The sequence below is a fragment of the Enterococcus sp. DIV0187 genome, from assembly GCF_051713785.1.
GTDB lineage: Bacteria > Bacillota > Bacilli > Lactobacillales > Enterococcaceae > Enterococcus_A > Enterococcus_A avium.
The window spans coordinates 3,235,091-3,254,309 of record NZ_JBIOQO010000001.1; the positions used below are offsets into that span (position 1 = coordinate 3,235,091).

Genomic DNA, 19,219 nt, shown 5'->3' on the forward strand with positions numbered 1-19,219 from the left:
GAACATATGTGCAGTTTATCGGTAGCCTGCCGATACGAAAAAATAATGGAAACGAGCGGCAGTTTTTTGTCGAAAAGCAGTTTTCTTAACCAAAGAAAGGAACAATTATGTACGAGTATATTACGGGTCGTTTGACCTTCATCAGTCCCAGCTATGTGGTGTTGGATGTGAATGGGATCGGCTATCAAATCGCGATAGGCAATCCTTACCGCTACAGCAGCAAAATGGAGCAGTCCGTCACGATCTATGTGCAGCAGATCATTCGCGAGGATGCTCATTTATTATACGGTTTTGAAACGTTGGCCGAAAAAGAGCTGTTTTTACGTTTGTTGTCCGTTTCGGGAATTGGACCAAAAAGCGGATTGGCGATTATGGCAAATGAGGACCATCAGGGATTGATTCAAGCGATCGAAGCCGGTGATGTGACCTATTTAACGAAATTCCCAGGTGTCGGCAAGAAGACCGCACAGCAAATGGTCTTGGATCTCAAAGGTAAATTAACCGAATTAGTTGAAGATCCAATGTCGCTATTTTATGAAGGCAACGACGATACAGCACTTGCTGAAGCGATGGAAGCTTTGCAGGCGTTAGGCTACAGTCCGAAGGAAATCAAGAAGGTTGAAAAAGTACTGGAAAAAGAAAGTCTACAAAATACCGACGATTATTTACGGGCAGCATTGAAGTTAATGATGAAGAAGTAGTACCACTTCCGTCTCGTGGCTTTTGCACGATTAGTGGAATGGTATGCAAAAATCAACTTTATTACTGAGTTAGCTCTTAAATAAAGTATGATGCTTGTAGTATGTAATAAAGAAAATTGGAGGAAAAGTGATGGATGAAGAACGTTTACTCTCGCCTGATGCGGATGAGAGTGATAAAAGTTTAGAAAAATCGTTGCGTCCTCGTTATCTCGCACAATATATCGGACAAGATAAGGTCAAACAAGAGCTATCAATCTACATCGAAGCGGCTAAAAACCGTCAGGAAGCCTTAGATCATGTCTTGCTTTATGGACCTCCCGGTTTAGGGAAAACAACGATGGCGATGGTGATCGCCAATGAGATGGATGTGCAGATTCGCTCTACCAGCGGACCAGCGATCGAACGACCGGGTGATTTAGTTGCGATTTTGAATGAGTTGGAGCCTGGGGATGTCTTATTTATCGATGAGATTCACCGTTTGCCGCGGGTTGCCGAAGAAACACTGTATTCAGCGATGGAGGATTATTATGTGGATATCATGGTGGGGCAAGGTCCAACCGCTCATCCCGTACATTTTCCTTTGCCGCCTTTTACTTTAGTTGGCGCGACGACACGTGCAGGGATGTTGTCGGCGCCACTACGAGATCGATTTGGGATTATTTCTCATATGGAGTATTACGAAGAGGATGATTTGCGAGAAATCGTTCTGCGGTCAGCCGATATTTTTCAAACGGAGATTGTGGAAGAAGGAGCGATTGAGATCGCTCGTCGCTCACGGGGAACCCCGCGGATCGCCAATCGTTTGCTGAAACGGATTCGTGATTTTGCCCAGGTTCAATCAGATGGCGTAATTGATCGCACTGTTGCAGATCAGGCGTTAGGATTACTACAGGTGGATGAAGCAGGGTTAGATTATGTCGATCAGAAATTACTGAAGACGATGATCGAGCTTTATCATGGGGGACCGATCGGCTTAAGCACATTAGCAGTCAACATCGGTGAAGAACGTGAGACTGTAGAAGATATGTATGAACCCTATTTGATCCAGAAGGGGTTTATCAAACGGACACAACGGGGGCGCATGGCGACACCGTTAGCGTATGAACATTTCAATTATCCTTATCAAACATAGAAGGTGAAAAAATGGCGGAAGGAAAAGCAACCAAGGAAGCATTTGTCCAAGCCCTAGTTACTGCATGCCAAGAAAAAAATTATGATAAAATCACTGTTCAAGATATCAGTCAAAAGGCTAATCTGAACCGCCAAACATTTTATTATCATTTTAAAGACAAGGACGATCTGCTCCATTACGCGTATTATCAACGAGGACTGCAATATTTAATTTCTGAGGAGCTAGCATTGACGAATTGGGAAGAATCCGTTCTTAAAATGTTAAAAAAGATGCAGCTTTGTCATCAATTTTATTTGAATACCGTAAAGGCAAAGCCAGAAGTATTAACAAAAGAGTTCAATGAGCTGGCGCAGCGTCTATTTGTTCGTCTGTTCGATGAGGTTGATCGGGAAGGGGAGCTTTCCCCGACAGACAAAGAATTTTATGCTCGCTTTTTAGCCCACGGCTGTGGCGGTATTTTGACTGATTGGTTGTTAGCAGGGGCGAATCAGCCGCCGATTACTATTGCGGCACAGTTGTTTCGCTTTGCAAAGGATATCGAATTTTTTGCCTATCGCTTGTATGAAAAAGACTGGAATGAGCGTTAAGCTCAGTCCAGTCCATTGACGATGTGTTTGATTGATTCGTGTTTTTCGATAGCGATGGCATTGTTTGCCACGATCTCAGCCATCTGATCCCGAGCTTCTACGCTGGCGTTGCCAATGTGAGGCGTCAAGATGACATTGGACAATTTTTCCAAACCTTTAGTGACCTGTGGCTCGAACTCGTAGACATCCAAAGCTGCCCCGGCAATTTGATGATTTTTCAAGGCTTGAAGCAAGGCTGCTTCATCAATTAATGGACCGCGTGCTGCATTGATCAGGAAGGCAGTGTCTTTCATTTGCTCAAATGCTTCATTTGTCAGCAGATGATGGGTCTCTTCTGTTAACGGTGCATGCAGAGTCAAAACATCAGCCTGCTGAATTACCTCGGCTTGAGAAGCATAGGTTGCCTGCAATTTTTTCTCCAGCTCAGGAGTCAATGGTCGGCGCTGAGTATAGAGGATTTTCATCCCAAATGCGTTCATCATACGGGCTAAGGCTTGTCCGATTTGTCCCATGCCGATGATTCCTAATGTTTTATTCTTTAATTCATGGCCTAAGAAAAAGAGCGGTGCCCAGCCATCGAAGCCTTGATCGTGCATCAAGCGATCTCCTTCGACGATTCGACGAGATAAGCTGATAATCAAACCAGCTGTTAATTCTGCGGTTGCGTTGGTGGAGACCACGGGTGTATTTGTTACATAGATTTTTTTCTCCTTCGCATAGGCACTGTCGATATTGTTAAAGCCGGCCCCAAAATTGGCAATCAATTTCAATTCAGGTGCAGCATCAATGACTTCGCGATCCACCTGTGTTGATAGGGGACAAATCAATACTTCACAGTCAGAAATATTTTTGATAAGTTCCTTTTTTGAAATTAATCCGACGCCTTCATAGACTTGATAATCAAGTCCGGCTTTTTTTAATAAGTTTGTGCCAAGCTCTGGCAGTTTGGCGGAAAGATAAATTTTACTCATTTACAATCCCTCATTTCATTTCGATAAATTGACTATAGCACAGGAGGTATGACATGAAAAAGATTCTATTCGTTTGTATGGGAAATATTTGCCGCTCACCTATGGCAGAAGCAATTTTTCGCGATGCCTTTAAAACAAAACATGTGACTGATTTTGACGTTGATTCGGCAGCTACGAGTCGCTGGGAAGTGGGAAATCCACCTCATCCTGGAACACAAAAAATACTAGCGCAGCACCACATTTCGGCCAAAGGAATGCGTGCGCGTCAAGTGACGAAGGAAGATTTTTATGATACTGATTACATTATTGGGATGGATCAAGAAAATGTCAGTGACCTGCAAGCGATGGCGCCAGCAGGAACTGAAGACAAGATTTATCTTTATTTAGATCGTGTTCCGGGCTGCACAGGCGAAGGAATTCCCGATCCGTGGTATACAGGGAATTTTGAAGAAACCTATGATTTAATTCAGAAAGGTTTAAACGAATGGTTAACTTTTTTTGAAATGGATTAGATTCCTTGTTTTTTCGTTTGAATTTAAGTAAAATCAAACTACGTAACCATGCTCTTGATAGGAGGAAGCTGAATGACTAAAAACGAGAAGCCCAAGAAGAATTTAATCAAGCTGTTTTCAAATTCGTCGTATCGTTTCATCTCGGATTTTTTGAATGATTCTGCTGAAAAACGTGCTCAAGAGCAGGCCAATGAGAATATTTTTCTCAAACTGAAAATGGCATCTCTACAGAATAGTTTAGTAGTCATTCAAGTTCAGGATGAAAACAACGAAGAAAAATTTCAAACAATCTCTGGTTGGCTGCCTAAAGCGGTGACTAATGATTCTATCGTTATCCGTACTCAAGATAATCAATTGGTGATGTTGACGATTGATCGGATCAAAAAGGTGACGACCTTATCACCAAGTGGGGATCAAGAAAGTATTTCCCGATAAAAGTATTTTATACATTTACGAGCAAACAGACATCTGTTATACTCTGGATGTACTAGAAAATAGAATAATACTGTCGCAAAGGGGAGCCCTCGGGCTGAGATTGAGATTACTCTAAACCCTAGTACCTGTTTCGGTTATTCGAGCGTAGGAATTGTGATGAAGTAAAGATATTTACTTCTCCTTTGTGGACTGTATGTTCAAAAGGAGGAGTTTTTTATGTATAAGACAAGAATTTTAGTGGAAGGAACAGTGGTGGCAGCCTTAGCGTTGGTATTATCTTTTATACCGACCACTATCGGCAGCAGCTTCACGATTTCACTGGGAATGATCCCACTGACATTGTTTGCTCTGCGCCGTGGGTTGAAGCCCGCGCTGATGGCAGCTTTCATTTGGGGAATCTTGCATTTTCCAGCGAGTCAGGTTGTTTATCTCAGCGTTGTTCAAGTATTAATCGAGTATCCAATCGCGTTTACCTTTGCCGGTTTTGCTGGATTATATGCGAAAAAGGTTCAAAAAGCTTTGAGTGAGCGGGATATGGGGAGCGTGCGAAGGAATATTGTTTTCGGAACCTTTATCGGAACAGGAGCACGATTTTTCTGGCATTTCATCGCTGGCGTGGTGTTTTGGGGAAGTTATGCTTTATGGGGAATGAATCCATGGATCTTTTCTCTTGTTATGAATGGAGTTAGCGGTTTAGCAACCGCCGTTGTGACGGCTATTGTCGCAGTTGTGGTCGCAGAAAAGGCACCGCAATTGTATTTGCCGAAGGACCGCCATTTAATTCAAAAACAAAGTCATTAATAGATAGCAAAAAAAAGCATTTGTCCTGTGTAGGCAAATGCTTTTTTATCGGAATGAAAAGACTGGATCATCATTCTCAATGTCTAGTGTCCAAAGCTGTTTGGCAGTGTCGTAAGTGATTTCCGCGATCTGTTGTTCCTTTTTGTAGTTTTTAGGACTGCGGCGCCAACCTTTTTCATCGGATAAGAATATTGGGATGCTGTAAACGCGATTTTTCATTTCAGATTGACTGAGGCAAAAAATTGCACCTTCTTGTAGGATCGGATATAATTCCTTCAACAGTTCGCCATCTAAGGGAGCAACTGAAGAGCCTTTGCGGAAAAAAGATCGGCGATCGTTAACTTTTTCTAAGACGATTCGAGTCAACTTACTAGCTAAGATACGATAGAATTCATCCAGGTAGCGATAATATACACGCATCGTTTCGTTTCCCAAATTAAAATAGACGAAATTATTTTGTAATTTATAAAAAAAGGGTGAATGCAGATGTGTTCGCATATGCCCAAAATATAGTAGTTCAGAAATTTCTAATGGAGTTAGTTCCTTCAACATTGCGTAATCATTAAAATCAATCCACTTAATTCCTTTTGAATGTGTGAATACCTTGTTGTTAAAAAATTGTTGGACTTGATCAGGACTATTAACGATTTTCAAACCTGTATGGGGCTCGTATTCTCCAGCTTCTGCGACTGGATCTAGCAATAACAAATGTTTCGGCTGATGAACGATTCCATCAACAAAATCGCTGGGTGAAAAACCTTTTGAGAGCACAGCATTACTTGTGGAATCAATATAAGCAAATAACGTTTCTGGCACAAATTTTCACCCTTTCTAATAGTCGTCACAATCATTTTAACTCAATAATAAAAAAAAGCTCGTATCTTTTATTTTAAAATTTGATTACAAACCCCTTAATAACTGCAACATTAAAGCACCTTTTTAACATATAAAATCATTTTAATAAATAACGAATCTACCATCTGTTTATTTCATTTTTTTAAATTTTTTCTATTAAGTGAAAGTAGTATCACGAGATTTAATAGGGTATGATATGATTAGCGCAAGAATGCAGGAGGCATGTGATGAAGAAAAAAAGAAATTGGCTAATAAATATTTTTCTTTTCTTATTATTGTTAGTAGGCTTGGCTTTGATTTTTAACAATCAAATCAAATATTTTTTGATGCAATATAATGGTGAGCGGTATGCCGTAGCGAAAATGGATCGAAATGAAATTGATAAAAACATGGAAAAAGAAGCATCCTTTGATTTTGATGCGGTAGAACCGGCAAGCACTGAAGCGGTATTGCAGGCGCAATTAAGTAATAAACGCTTACCAGTGATCGGCGGAATTGCCATCCCATCAGTGGAGATTAACCTGCCGATTTTCAAGGGCTTATCTAATGAGGTGCTGCTTTACGGAGCAGGGACATTGTCTCCAGATCAAAAGCTTGGCGAAGGTAATTATGCCTTGGCGAGTCACCGAGCAGATCGTCCAGGATTGTTATTTACACCTCTTGAAAGCGTCAAAGAGGGCGATTTGATTTATTTGACTGATTTGCATAATATCTATACCTATAAGACGACGTTAAAAGTTCGAGTACAGCCGACAGAAGTAAAATATCTGGATGTGCAGCCAGATAAACAGCAGGTTACCTTGATAACCTGTGGTGAAATTGAAGGAGTTACTCGCATCATCGTTCAAGGAGATCTAGTAGCTATGACGCCAGTTGACAATGCTACTAATACGATGCGTAAGGCGTTCGAAATGGAACAGCGCACCTATTAAACACCTTGAATAGTTAGTTTGTGGAATAAACCTTTATCAGAAAGCTTCAAGGCTCGCCTTGAGGTTTTTTGTTACTAGAAAATTTCTGCTATACTGAAAGAAATATATGCCGTTAATTAACGATAAACAGAAGGGAGGACGCGATGGAGCTAAAGCGAATTTACATGTCGGATGTCTTAGCATTTTGGGGGAGATTCCAACAAATGCAGCTGCTCTTTCCATTTTATGCCTCTCATAGTCAAGGTCGGTCGGCTTTTTTAGCAGCTGTAAAACGCGGTGAAGGCTATTGGATACAATGCAAGTCACATTGGCTGCTGGTAGATAAAATGGATGAGAGTGATAGTTGGCGGATCAAAAATCTATTGATTTCAACAGAACTGAACTGGCAGACAGCTTTTGTGATGCTGGAAAATGCCGCACGCCAAAAGTTCAAACAGAAATTGCAGATAAAGATTGAAGCAAACCTGATTCTTCAACAGTGGCTGATTGCCCAAGGTTATCAACCGAATAACGGTGTTTGGCAAAAAGAAATGGTTTATCATACTGGACTTGTATTAGGTGGCGGCGGGGCACGCGGCGCTTATCAAATTGGCGTTTGGAAAGCATTATTGGAAAAGAACATTCAATTTGAAGTGATTACAGGAACCTCAGTCGGAGGATTAAATGGGGCACTGATTGCCCAAGGAGATTATAACCAAGCCTTAGCACTATGGGAGGAAATCGAGACCGATAAGGTATTAGACATTACCTTCAAGGAAGTGGAAGAGCTGGATTTTTCGGCGCAGGTGGATCAGCTGCGGACGTTTGTTCGAACCTCTTTACGGCAACGCGGCATTTCTTCAGAACCACTTAGGCGCTTATTGGAAGAGCGGCTGGATGTTCAGAGTATTCAAGAAGGTTGTCCTTTTTATATTGTCACGACTAAGGTTCCCGCTTTTCAAGAAGTGGTTGTTTCCCTTAACGAGTGCCGTGAAGAGGAGATGATTGATTGGTTGCTGGCATCCGCTTCCTTTTTCCCTATGATGACAATGGCTAAAATAAAGAATGAATTTTATGTGGATGGCGGCTACCGCAATAATTTGCCAGTGGATATTGCCTTGCAAAAACCGATAACGGAAGTGATCATAGTAGATGTTCATGGTCCGGGCTTGGACAAGAAGTATCGACTACCAAATGAGATTGCTGAACTGTCTTTGGCAAGCCCTTGGAGTTTGGGGGATTTGTTGTTGTTTCAGAGTGCGCGTTCTTCGGAAAATATTGACTTGGGCTATTTGGAGACCAAACGAGCACTGGGCGAATTGCAGGGATATCGCTACTTTTTTAGTCGTAACGTAGATTTTGAAAGAATAACTAAGAAGTTTTTACGTTATCTCAAAACGGAAATCGCAGTCAATAGAGCTACTCTTTATCCAGAACTGAAAAAGTTTTTTCAACAAAATATTCCGATCGAATTGCTTAGTTTGGCATTCATGGAATTTTTTGCCTATTGGGTAAATGTTTCGCCAGTTCGTGTTTTTACGCCACAGGAATTTATCGAGACTATCCTGCGGCAATTTGAGATGCCGATCAAATTGAATGCCAATTTTTCAGTTCAAGAGCAAATTGAAGATTTTATTGAGAATCACAATATTTTTTCTACTTATTATCAAGTTTTACAAATTTATCAGCTACAAGGTTCTCTCGAGAAGTTTTATCGCCGTTGGCCGATACCTACCATGCTGGCAGTTTTTTTAAAATACATGCGAAATGGCTATCTTATTAATGATTTGTACAATGATAAGTAATTTTTAGTTATATATTAGGAGGAACTATAATGGCAGAGTTTAATTATGAAATCGTCGAAGAAATCGCGGTACTATCGGAAAATCCGAAGGGCTGGCGCAAGGAACTGAATTTGGTGAGCTGGAATGAACGGCCGCCGAAATTTGATTTACGGGACTGGGCTCCCAATCATGAAAAAATGGGTAAAGGTGTAACATTAAGTAATGAAGAATTTGCTGCCTTGAAGGAAACGCTAAATAAGATGTAATCAAGAAGGGATCAGATAATATGAAGAGTATGACCGGTTATGGGCAAGCTGTGCAAACCAATGATGCTTATGAATTAACTATTGAACTAAAAAGCGTCAATAATCGTTTTTTAGATCTGCAGATTCGAATGCCCAAGGAATTAAACCCTTTTGAATCCCTAATTCGTAAGATCGCGAAAGAAAAAATCCAACGAGGACGCGTCGATGTATTCATTAACTTAACCCCGTTAAAAAGTGGAAACAAGCAGATTTCAGTTGATTGGCCGCTGCTGCAGCAGTTGGTGACAGAGTTGCAAAATGGTGGAAAGGAACATTTTGGAATCGTTGATTTCCCGGTGGAGCAAGTCCTAGTTAAGGCGATGGAACAAAGTGATTTTGTGACGTTGATTGACCAGCCCACAGAAGAAGATACGCTGGAGGAATTAGTCCAAGCAGTAGCTAATGAAGCATTTACTCAATTAGCAGCTAGTCGTGAATCTGAAGGGGCAGGTATTCAAAAAGTTTTAGTAGACTATGGCAGTAAGGTCCAGGCCTTAGTAGTAGAGTTAAGTGGATTTGTGAATGAATATGAAGCAGATTTTCAGCAACGATACCAAGCAAAATTAGAGGAATATTTGGGAAACACTGTCGACCAAGATCGCTTATTAACCGAACTAGCGATTTTATTGGAACGAGGCGATATTCATGAAGAATTGGATCGTTTGAGTATTCATATAGAAAAATTAGCGAAACTGTTGCAAGCGACCGAACCTGTTGGTCGAGAGCTAGATTTCTTGTTGCAAGAAATGAATCGAGAAGTCAACACGATTGGTTCAAAATCCAGCCCGATCCAGATTAAGGATATTGTAGTTCAATTAAAAACGATTTTAGAAAAAATTCGAGAACAAATCCAAAATGTTGAATAGTTTTGAGGGATTCTATAAGAAATATGGAGCAGCTTAACGATGCCTCTTGAAATTTTCACAAAAAAAGTGCACAATAGGCGTTAGCGAAAAAGAGCATGAAAGGGCGTTAGTATGTCTGAACGAGGACTGTTGATTGTATTATCGGGACCTTCCGGAGTTGGAAAAGGAACGGTCAGAAAAGCCATTTTTGAAAGAGACGATAATGAGTTCGAATACTCCGTCTCAATGACCACCCGTCCAATGCGAAAAGGAGAAGTAGACGGCGTCGATTATTATTTCCGCACGAAAGAAGAATTTGAAGCGATGATCGAAGCGGGCGAGATGCTGGAATATGCTGAATATGTTGGAAATTATTATGGTACGCCCCTTACTTATGTAAACAAAACATTGGATGAAGGAAAAGATGTCTTTCTAGAGATCGAAGTCCAAGGTGCCCAGCAGGTAAAAGAAAAAGTACCAGATGGTGTCTTTATTTTCTTAACGCCGCCAGATCTGGCAGAATTAAAAGCGCGGATCGTTGGACGAGGTACCGATAGCCCTGAAGTGATCGAAGAACGGATGCGTGTTGCGCGCCAAGAAATCGAAATGATGGCCCTCTATGATTATGCGGTCGTCAATGATCAAGTACAAAATGCTGTCGATCGAATCAAGGATATCATCGTCAGTGAACATTACCGAGTTGACCGAGTGATTGGTAAATATATTAAAATGTTAAAGGAGATATAAGCTTATGATGTTAAAACCTTCAATTGATACGTTGTTAGACCATGTAAATTCAAAATATTCTTTAGTTATCTTAGCCAGCAAACGCGCCCATGAATTAGATGCAGGGGCGCAACCAACCTTAGATTCATTTGAATCAGTAAAAAGTGTTGGACAAGCCTTAGAAGAAATTGATGCTGGCACGGTCATTAATGATCCGCATCCAGAAATCAAACGGGAACGTTTAAAAATGGAAGAAGAAGAACGCCATTTGCAACGTGAACGCGATCAACGCGATCTAGAAGCACGGATTCGCAACGAACAAAACTAGGCAAAGATTCTTTTGCTGACGAAGCGTAAATGGGATTGTACCAAATAATTTGGCGCAGTCCCTTCTTTTTTGTGTCAAAGTTTTCCTTACATAGTTTCATTAATTTAGGTGTTTGTCGTTAAAATCGAGTACAATATTTAAGAATGGAGGCGGAAAGAATGAAATTAGCACAAGTGATCGTAGATGTACCGGCGATGCAAACAGATCAGCCATTTAGTTACTTGATCCCGCCTCAATTAGCGGTAGAAGTTGGAATGCGGGTAGAGGTCGGTTTCGGATCACGCCATGTTCAAGGATTTGTGGTTGGCTTTGAGACTGCATCTGAACCATTGCCTGACAATTTGAAACCGATTATCCGAGCGTTAGACTTAACTCCCGTTTTAAACAAAGAGTTATTGGCATTGGCGGATTACATGAAAGAGACGACCTTTGCTTTCAAAGTGACGTGCTTACAAACCATGCTGCCTAGCGTAATGAAGGCAGATTATCAAAAACGTTTGTTTCTTGTAACAGATGACGCTGCTGTCAGAGCAAAGTATTTTGGTGAAGCCGATTCCCTTACTTGGGAAGAAGCAGAAGCACAAGGCTGGTTAAAGGAACTAGCAATATTGCGTGAACAAGGTATCATTGAATTACGCTATGAAGTTCATACAAAAAACAAAGTAAAAACGGAACGCTATATTAAGCGAAATTTTGCGCTGGAAAATTTAGAGAGTTTAAAAGCCGAGTTACGGAAAAATTCCTATAAGCAAGAACAACTGTTAGATTTTTTAGCAGAGTTGGACGATGAAGAACTAATAGCTGTGAAACAAATGAAGGCGGAGGATTTTACATTAGCCAATCTGAACCAAGCTGAGAAAAAGGGCTGGCTGGAATTTGTAGCGATTGAGAAATACCGAGATCCTTATGCCGAAAGAGAAATTAGCCCAACTTCGCCACTAGATTTGAACGACGAACAAAGAACCGCTTATGAGGCGATCAGTCAAAAAAGCGCTAACCATGAACATCAGGTTTTCTTATTAGAGGGAGTAACTGGCAGCGGCAAGACAGAGGTCTACTTGCAGGTCATTCAAGATGTACTGGCAAATGGTCAGACAGCTATGATGCTGGTACCAGAGATTTCATTGACGCCGCAAATGGCAACACGCTTTAAGGCACGGTTCGGCAGTGAAGTAGCCGTTTTACATAGTGGTTTGTCGCAAGGAGAAAAATACGATGAATGGCGTAAGTTAGAACGTGGAGAAGCTCATGTGGTAGTGGGTGCTCGTTCAGCCATTTTTGCACCATTAGAAAATTTAGGTGTAATCATCATTGATGAAGAGCACGAGACTAGCTACAAACAAGATGAATCTCCCCGTTATCATGCGCGTGATCTAGCGATTTGGCGTGGGAAATACCATGATTGTCCAGTTGTTTTAGGGAGTGCAACCCCTTCTTTAGAATCTCGGGCGCGAGGGCAGAAGGGTGTTTATCAGTTATTAAAGCTGAATGAACGTGCAAATGCACACGCATCATTACCAGCCGTCGAAATTGTTGATATGCGTGAAGAAATGCAGCGACGATTGAACTCTTCCTTTTCTGAAAAGCTAGAGGAGAAACTACGTGACCGTTTAGCCAGAGGCGAACAAAGCGTACTGTTGCTGAATCGTCGCGGATACTCTTCATTTGTTATGTGTCGTGACTGCGGCTTCGTCTTGCCTTGTCCAAATTGTGATATCTCTTTGACCTTGCATATGGACACAAAGACAATGCGTTGTCATTATTGCGGACACGAGGAAGGAATTCCTCGTCGCTGTCCAGAGTGCGGAAAGGATAAGATTCGTTACTTTGGAACAGGTACAGAGAAGGTTCAAGAGGAATTAGAAGAGTTAATTCCAGAAGCGCGAGTTTTACGGATGGATGTGGATACGACTCGACGCAAAGGAGCCCATGAAAAGATATTGACGGCCTTCGGTGATCATGAAGCGGATATTTTATTAGGCACACAGATGATTGCAAAAGGATTGGATTTTCCGAACGTAACACTTGTTGGCGTATTGAATGCTGACACTGCCTTGAATCTGCCGGATTTCCGCTCTAGCGAACGAACGTTTCAATTGCTGACCCAGGTCAGCGGCAGAGCGGGGCGTGGAGAAAAGGCCGGGGAGGTCATTATCCAGACCTTTAATCCAGATCATTACACGATCCAACTTGCTCAACATCATGATTATGAAAGCTTTTTTCAACAAGAAATGCGAATTCGTCATCAGACGGATTATCCACCATACTATTACACAGTTAAAGTAACAGTCTCTCATCAAGAAGAGATGCGAGCTGCGCAAAAAGCTTTCCAATTAGCAGAACAATTGCGCAAACAGCTAAGCCCGCAAAGCATTCTTCTAGGACCGACACCAGGAGCAATCTTGCGGATTAAAAACCGCTATTATTATCAACTGATCATCAAATATAAAAATGAACCGAAACTACAAGCAACCTTAGAAGATATTTTACAGGTGAGTCAAAAAGATCAGCGTCAAGGTTTGTTGATCGCTATTGATAACGAACCTATGTATTTTATTTAAGGCAGGAAAGGAGCAATTTATGCGTTACCCTATTATTATTCACCCTGATGAACGCTTAAATAAAAAAGCAGAACCCATTGAATATATCACTGACGAGATTGTCAATTTGTTAGACGATATGTATGAGACAATGGTAGCTCACGATGGTATTGGGCTTGCAGCACCACAAATTGGTAAAAATCTGCGTCTTGCAGTGGTAGAAGTGGAAGAAGGAGACCGCTTTGATTTTATTAATCCTGAGATCATCGAGCACAAGGGAACTAATATTGATGTAGAGGGTTGCCTTTCAATTCCAGAGACATACGGAACTGTGGAACGAGCGGATGAAGTAACTGTTCGTTATTATGACCGCGAAGGCTCAGAGATGGAAGTTACAGCTTATGGATATTTAGCTAGAGCCTTTCAACACGAGATCGATCATTTAGATGGAAAATTGTTTATCAATCAAGTGATTGAAGTGATTAAACCAGAAGACTTAGAACGTTATATGGAGGAACATGTCAATGACTAAAATTGTATTTATGGGAACACCCGCTTTTTCAGTCCCTATTTTAGAAAGTTTGATTGAAGCCGGTTATGATGTAGCAGCAGTAGTCACACAGCCTGATCGACCGGTTGGACGAAAAAAGATTATCACCCCTACACCAGTAAAGGAAGCTGCGCTGAAGCATAATCTATTAGTTCTCCAGCCAGAAAAAATTAGTGGCTCGCCTGAAATGGAGAAGATTAAAGAATTGGCGCCTGACTTATTGATTACGGCCGCTTTTGGACAATTTTTACCGGAAAAATTATTACAAGTTCCCAAATTAGGCGCAATCAATGTTCATGCCTCATTACTACCGAAATATCGCGGCGGCGCACCAGTACATTATGCGATCATGGAAGGCGAAGCCGAAACGGGTGTAACCATCATGGAAATGATCAAAAAAATGGACGCTGGTGGAATTTTCAGCCAGCGAAAAATTGCTATCACAAAACAAGATGATGTGGGGACAATGTTTGAAAAACTTAGCCAAGTAGGTAAAGAGCTTTTGTTAGAGACCTTGCCGAAGATTATCTCTGGCGAATTGAAGCCTACACCACAAAATGAAGAGGAAGCAACGTTTTCTCCAAATATCAGTCGTGAACAAGAAGCGATTGATTGGAAAAAAACAGCAGAAGCAGTTGATAATCAGGTTCGTGGAATGCATCCATGGCCTGTGGCATTTACAACCTATGAAGGTGCACGCTGGAAGATTTTCCACGCTACTCCATTAGAAGAAACAACTACTGCTGCTCCAGGGACAATTGTTTCTCGCACCAAAAAAGCATTACATATCGCATGCGGTGAAGGAACGGTGCTAGCAATCGACGAGCTACAACCTGCCGGCAAAGCTAAACAATCGATCCAAGCCTTTTTAAATGGCAGCGGCCAAGCAATTGCTGAAGGGCAGCAGGTGGGCTAATGGCAAAGATTCCAAAGAAATTATTACGCTCCGTTCGTTTCACCGCTTTAGAAGCAATCGAGCGGATCAATCGTGGTGGCGCCTATTCGAATTTATTATTGAATGAACTGATTCAAAAGAACCAAGTCGACGGTAAAGATACAGCACTCTTGACAGAGCTTGTATACGGCACTGTTAGTCGCCAGCTGTTGTTAGCGTATAATATCGAACCTTTTATCAAAAAAGCAAAAAAAGTTGATCCATGGGTCAGAAGCTTATTGCAGTTATCTATCTATCAAATGCTTTATTTAGATCGCGTTCCCGACCATGCGATTATCAATGAGGCGGTGGAAATCGCTAAAGCTAAAGGGAATCCTGGTACAGGGAAATTCGTTAACGGCGTTTTACGCTCATTTCAACGCGAAGGAGCACCTTCGTTAGATCTGATCCAAGATCCAATTGAGCGATTAGCAACTGAAATCAGTTTGCCTAAGTTTCTGACAGAAAAATTTGTTGCAGAAATCGGAGAGAAAGAGACGCGTAAATTAGGCCTGTCTTTATTAGAACCTAGCCGTGTCAGCGCTCGGATTGATTTACGCTTTTTAACACGTGCAGAGGCGATCGAGGCTTTGGAAGAAGATGGTATTGAAGCACGTATCAGCGAATTATCGCCTTATGGCATTGTAGCGGATAAAGGCTTTTTAGCTGGTAGTGAATTGTTTCAAAATGGCTGGCTGACGATTCAAGATGAAAGCTCGATGCTTGTCGCTCAAGCAATGCAGATCAAACCAGGACAAAAAGTGTTGGATGCTTGCGCAGCTCCAGGGGGAAAGACCACTCATATTGCCGCATTATTACAAGATGAGGGGTCAGTGACAGCGCTGGATATTCATGAACACAAACTAAAGCTGGTTCGTGAAAATGCGGAGCGATTACGTGTAGCTGATACCGTCGTGACGAAAAAAATGGATGCTCGTGAAGCGGCAGAAACCTTCGAACCAGAAACTTTTGATCGTATCTTAGTGGACGCGCCTTGTTCAGGTTTAGGCTTGATGCGGCGGAAGCCAGATATCAAATACCAAAAACAACCACAAGATTTTGTTCAATTGCCTAAAATTCAACTAGAAATTTTAAAGAATTGCGCTCCCACATTGAAATCTGGTGGAATTATGGTATACAGTACATGTACGATTGCGAAAGAAGAAAACCAAATGGTAGTTGCTGAATTTTTAACAGCTCACCCAGAATTTGAAAAAATTGAACTAGATTTAGAGATGAAATTACAGCCAGCGGTTCATGAACAAATGTTGGTTTTATACCCAGAAATGTTTATGACAGACGGCTTCTTTATTTGTGCAATGCGAAAAAAATAGCTAAATGAGGTGGACAAAAAGATGGAGATTCAATTTCAATCAGACATCGGCAAGCGGCGCAATATGAATCAAGACTATGCAAATGTTTTTACCAATCAAGCAGGTATGTATTTAGCGATATTAGCCGATGGCATGGGCGGTCATTTGGCTGGCGATGTTGCTAGTAAAATGGCGGTTGACGGATTAGGTGCTGCTTGGTCGACCTCAACTATTGAGCAGCCTGAAGAAGCCGCTAAATGGTTTTCAGCTGAAATTCAAAATGTCAATGAAGCGATCTATCAAGAAGGGATTGCTCATCCTGAAATGCAAGGAATGGGAACAACAATCGTCAGTACAGCCTTGTTGGATGAAAAATTTGTATTGGCTCATGTCGGTGACAGTCGAGCCTATTTGATTCAAAATAATCAGTTGCAGCAATTGACAGATGATCATTCCTTGGTTAATGAGCTGCTGAAATCGGGAGAAATTACTGCAGAAATGGCGGCAATCCATCCGCAAAAGAATGTACTGACACGTTCGGTAGGAATTGCTGGCACGATCCAAACAGATATTTCAAAGCATCAGTGTCATCAGAACGATTATTTGTTGCTGTGCTCAGATGGCTTGACTAATATGGTTAGTGAAGAAAATATTTTAGCAATCGTGGAAAGTGATCAAACATTGGAAGCTAAGACGAAACAATTGATTAATGCGGCCAATGATGCTGGTGGTGCAGATAACATCACTGTCTTGCTGATCCATTTTGAAGGGGAGGCTCGTCCATGATCGAAATAGGCAAATTGGTCAATGGACGTTATAAAGTCATCGCCAATATCGGTAGCGGCGGTATGGCTAACGTCTTCTTGGCCCACGATTTGATTTTGGATCGTGATGTTGCCATCAAAATATTACGCTTCGATTTTCAAAATGATCAAACTGCGATTCGTCGTTTTCAACGGGAAGCTTTAGCAGCAACTGAAATGGTTCATCCCAATATCGTCGGTGTTTACGATGTGGACGAAGAAAGCGGTATGCAGTATTTGGTTATGGAATACGTGAAGGGAATGGATTTGAAACGCTATATTCAAATGCATCAGCACATTCCTTACGGCAAGATTGTAGATATCATGGAACAAATTCTATCTGCAGTGAGCCTAGCTCACGCACATGGAATTATCCATCGTGACTTGAAGCCCCAAAATATTTTGATGGATCAGGCAGGCGTGGTAAAAATCGCGGATTTTGGTATTGCGATCGCCTTATCTGAAACCTCTCTGACCCAAACCAATTCTATGTTAGGTTCTGTCCATTATCTATCACCAGAGCAAGCCCGCGGCAGTATGGCAACAAAGCAATCGGATATTTATGCTTTGGGGATTATTTTGTATGAGATGATCACCGGTAGTGTTCCTTTTGACGGTGAATCGGCCGTAACGATTGCACTGAAGCATTTTCAAGACGAAATGCCATCGGTAAAAGGCTTTGATCCTGAAGTGCCGCAAGCATTAGAGAACATTGTGATGCACGCAACTGCGAAGGAGCCGGCAGATCGTTATAAGACGGCCGAAGAAATGGCAGCGGATCTTTCAACTGCATTAACATCCGGTCGGGCAAATGAATTGCCGTGGCAACCAACGGTGATGCTGGATGAGACAAAAGTATTGACGCCAATTCAGCCAGAAGATATGCAGACTGAAAAACCTAAAGAAGAACAGCCTGCACCCGAAGAAAAGCCGAAAAAGAAAAAAGGTAAGAAGCGCTTTATTATCATTTTCTTATTGCTGATGTTGGGAATCGGCGGGGTTGTTGGGTATCTGCTAACCAGTTCCGCTGAAATATCGATTCCTCAAGTTGAGAATATGACTGAAGCAGAAGCGCGAACCGCGTTAAAGAATGCAAATTTGACCGTTGATAGTAAAACATCAGAAGTACCGAGCGATACGATAAAAAAGGGTCACGTTGTTAAGACAAGTCCTGAAGCGGGTACTATGATTAAAAAGAGTCGTTCTGTACGGTTATTTATCAGCTCAGGTACTAAGAAGGTTACGATAAAAAGCTATAAAGGTCAGACGATTGATGCTGCAACACAAGAGCTAGTGGAAATTGGTTTTTTAGAAAAAAATATTGTTTCTGAAAAAGTCAACGACGACACAGTTCCAGCAGGACAAATTCTGAGTCAAACCCCTCAAAGCGGGACCAAGCTTGATCCAAAAGAAGATGAGATTACTTTTAAGGTTTCAGACGGTCCTGAAAAAATAAAAATCGGTGATTATTCTCAAATGACCTATGATGAGGCTGAACAAAGCCTGTTGCAATTAGGGATTACAATAGATCAAATCAAACGGATAGATGAATATAGCGAGACAATTGAAGCTGGCGAGGTCATCAGTCAAGACCCTGTCAGTGGAACAGGATTGACTTCAAAAGACACAATTACTTTAAAAGTCAGTTCAGGATCAGAATATGCGGCACTAAATGACTTATCTGGTCAAGATAAAGCTACGGCGGAAAGTACAATTTCCAATTTAGGTTTAAAATATTCTGAGCAACAAGAATTTTCAGATGATGTTGAAAAGGGAAAAGTTATTCGAACAGATCCCGGAGCAGGTTCTATAAAGCTTGGCAGTAATGTAACAGTCTATGTTTCAAAGGGACCAGAAAATGAAGAGACAAGCTTTGATGTGACGATATCTGCTAAATTTACTGGTTCAGGTGATCAACAAGATACGATTACAGTGATGCTGAAAGATGCAAAAAACGCAACTTCAACACGAGCTTTAGACTTTAAATTAGACAAAAATACCCCCTCAATGGAACAGTCTGTCTCAGTAACGATTATCAAAGGAGAATCTGCCACCATTGAAGTCCAACGTAACGGTAATTCAGCAGTCACGAAAAATGTTCAAAAGGCTGAAACAATCTCAGTACCGTAGAAAAAACCTTTCCTAAATTCTTTAGGAAAGGTTTTTAGGTTATTTGTACTGAAATT

20 protein-coding genes and 1 riboswitch are annotated in these 19,219 nt (G+C 41.4%); of the genes, 18 read left to right on the top strand and 2 right to left on the bottom strand.

Going from position 1 to position 19,219, the window contains the following annotated elements; translation table 11 throughout:
* The first annotated feature begins 107 nt into the window (after positions 1–107).
* From ruvA to IGI52_RS15805, 3 genes are all read left to right on the top strand, one after another.
* The gene (gene ruvA, locus IGI52_RS15795) at positions 108–701 is read left to right on the top strand and encodes a Holliday junction branch migration protein RuvA (protein ID WP_016181594.1); all 594 of its coding nucleotides are present in this window, start codon (positions 108–110) and stop codon (positions 699–701) included.
* A gap of 130 nt (positions 702–831) precedes the next feature.
* Positions 832–1,833 (top strand): Holliday junction branch migration DNA helicase RuvB, encoded by a 1,002-nt coding sequence (ruvB, locus tag IGI52_RS15800; protein WP_049219860.1) that lies wholly within the window; start codon positions 832–834, stop codon positions 1,831–1,833.
* An 11-nt stretch (positions 1,834–1,844) separates the two neighbouring features.
* Entirely contained in the window at positions 1,845–2,420 is a 576-nt protein-coding gene (locus IGI52_RS15805; RefSeq protein WP_016181592.1) for a TetR/AcrR family transcriptional regulator C-terminal domain-containing protein, read from the top strand.
* A 2-nt stretch (positions 2,421–2,422) separates the two neighbouring features.
* Here IGI52_RS15805 and IGI52_RS15810 read toward each other — a convergent pair whose 3' ends face one another.
* On the bottom strand, positions 2,423–3,391 hold the full coding sequence (locus IGI52_RS15810; protein WP_016181591.1) for a 2-hydroxyacid dehydrogenase family protein: 969 nt from the start codon (positions 3,389–3,391) through the stop codon (positions 2,423–2,425).
* 53 nt (positions 3,392–3,444) lie between these two features.
* Here IGI52_RS15810 and IGI52_RS15815 point away from each other — a divergent pair, with 53 nt between their 5' ends.
* From IGI52_RS15815 to thiT, 3 genes are all read left to right on the top strand, one after another.
* On the top strand, positions 3,445–3,903 hold the full coding sequence (locus tag IGI52_RS15815; RefSeq protein ID WP_016181590.1) for a low molecular weight protein-tyrosine-phosphatase: 459 nt from the start codon (positions 3,445–3,447) through the stop codon (positions 3,901–3,903).
* Between the two features lie 72 nt (positions 3,904–3,975).
* The gene (locus IGI52_RS15820) at positions 3,976–4,338 is read left to right on the top strand and encodes a hypothetical protein (protein WP_016181589.1); all 363 of its coding nucleotides are present in this window, start codon (positions 3,976–3,978) and stop codon (positions 4,336–4,338) included.
* 69 nt (positions 4,339–4,407) lie between these two features.
* Positions 4,408–4,506, top strand: a riboswitch (TPP riboswitch).
* A gap of 48 nt (positions 4,507–4,554) precedes the next feature.
* Positions 4,555–5,139, top strand: coding sequence for an energy-coupled thiamine transporter ThiT (thiT, locus tag IGI52_RS15825; protein ID WP_016181588.1), 585 nt, complete (start codon positions 4,555–4,557; stop codon positions 5,137–5,139).
* Between the two features lie 45 nt (positions 5,140–5,184).
* On the opposite strand, the gene IGI52_RS15830 is transcribed toward thiT, so the two are convergent.
* Entirely contained in the window at positions 5,185–5,955 is a 771-nt protein-coding gene (locus tag IGI52_RS15830) for a hypothetical protein (protein ID WP_016181587.1), read from the bottom strand.
* Between the two features lie 266 nt (positions 5,956–6,221).
* On the opposite strand from IGI52_RS15830, the gene IGI52_RS15835 reads away from it, so the two are divergent.
* From IGI52_RS15835 to pknB, 12 genes are all read left to right on the top strand, one after another.
* The gene (locus IGI52_RS15835) at positions 6,222–6,926 is read left to right on the top strand and encodes a class A sortase (RefSeq protein ID WP_016181585.1); all 705 of its coding nucleotides are present in this window, start codon (positions 6,222–6,224) and stop codon (positions 6,924–6,926) included.
* A 143-nt stretch (positions 6,927–7,069) separates the two neighbouring features.
* A complete protein-coding gene (locus IGI52_RS15840; protein ID WP_438781711.1) occupies positions 7,070–8,710 on the top strand; it encodes a patatin-like phospholipase family protein in 1,641 nt (546 codons plus the stop codon).
* Between the two features lie 29 nt (positions 8,711–8,739).
* Positions 8,740–8,955 (top strand): YdbC family protein, encoded by a 216-nt coding sequence (locus IGI52_RS15845; RefSeq protein WP_016181583.1) that lies wholly within the window; start codon positions 8,740–8,742, stop codon positions 8,953–8,955.
* Positions 8,956–8,975: 20 nt separating this feature from the next.
* Positions 8,976–9,860: a YicC/YloC family endoribonuclease gene (locus tag IGI52_RS15850; RefSeq protein WP_438781712.1), complete on the top strand. Its 885-nt coding sequence runs from the start codon at positions 8,976–8,978 to the stop codon at positions 9,858–9,860.
* Between the two features lie 111 nt (positions 9,861–9,971).
* Entirely contained in the window at positions 9,972–10,586 is a 615-nt protein-coding gene (gene gmk, locus IGI52_RS15855) for a guanylate kinase (RefSeq protein ID WP_016181581.1), read from the top strand.
* A 4-nt stretch (positions 10,587–10,590) separates the two neighbouring features.
* Positions 10,591–10,893: a DNA-directed RNA polymerase subunit omega gene (rpoZ, locus tag IGI52_RS15860; RefSeq protein ID WP_010745310.1), complete on the top strand. Its 303-nt coding sequence runs from the start codon at positions 10,591–10,593 to the stop codon at positions 10,891–10,893.
* A 158-nt stretch (positions 10,894–11,051) separates the two neighbouring features.
* Positions 11,052–13,454: a primosomal protein N' gene (gene priA, locus IGI52_RS15865; protein WP_016181580.1), complete on the top strand. Its 2,403-nt coding sequence runs from the start codon at positions 11,052–11,054 to the stop codon at positions 13,452–13,454.
* A gap of 19 nt (positions 13,455–13,473) precedes the next feature.
* Positions 13,474–13,965, top strand: a complete 492-nt coding sequence (def, locus tag IGI52_RS15870; protein ID WP_016181579.1) for a peptide deformylase — start codon at positions 13,474–13,476, stop codon at positions 13,963–13,965.
* Positions 13,958–14,899, top strand: a complete 942-nt coding sequence (gene fmt, locus IGI52_RS15875) for a methionyl-tRNA formyltransferase (protein WP_016181578.1) — start codon at positions 13,958–13,960, stop codon at positions 14,897–14,899. The genes def and fmt overlap by 8 nt, the downstream gene beginning before the upstream one ends.
* Positions 14,899–16,251: a 16S rRNA (cytosine(967)-C(5))-methyltransferase RsmB gene (gene rsmB / locus IGI52_RS15880; RefSeq protein WP_016181577.1), complete on the top strand. Its 1,353-nt coding sequence runs from the start codon at positions 14,899–14,901 to the stop codon at positions 16,249–16,251. Before fmt ends, rsmB begins: the two co-directional genes overlap by 1 nt.
* A 21-nt stretch (positions 16,252–16,272) precedes the next feature.
* Positions 16,273–17,016, top strand: coding sequence for a Stp1/IreP family PP2C-type Ser/Thr phosphatase (locus tag IGI52_RS15885; RefSeq protein WP_016181576.1), 744 nt, complete (start codon positions 16,273–16,275; stop codon positions 17,014–17,016).
* A complete protein-coding gene (pknB, locus tag IGI52_RS15890; protein ID WP_016181575.1) occupies positions 17,013–19,163 on the top strand; it encodes a Stk1 family PASTA domain-containing Ser/Thr kinase in 2,151 nt (716 codons plus the stop codon). The genes IGI52_RS15885 and pknB overlap by 4 nt, the downstream gene beginning before the upstream one ends.
* The last annotated feature ends 56 nt before the right edge of the window (positions 19,164–19,219 follow it).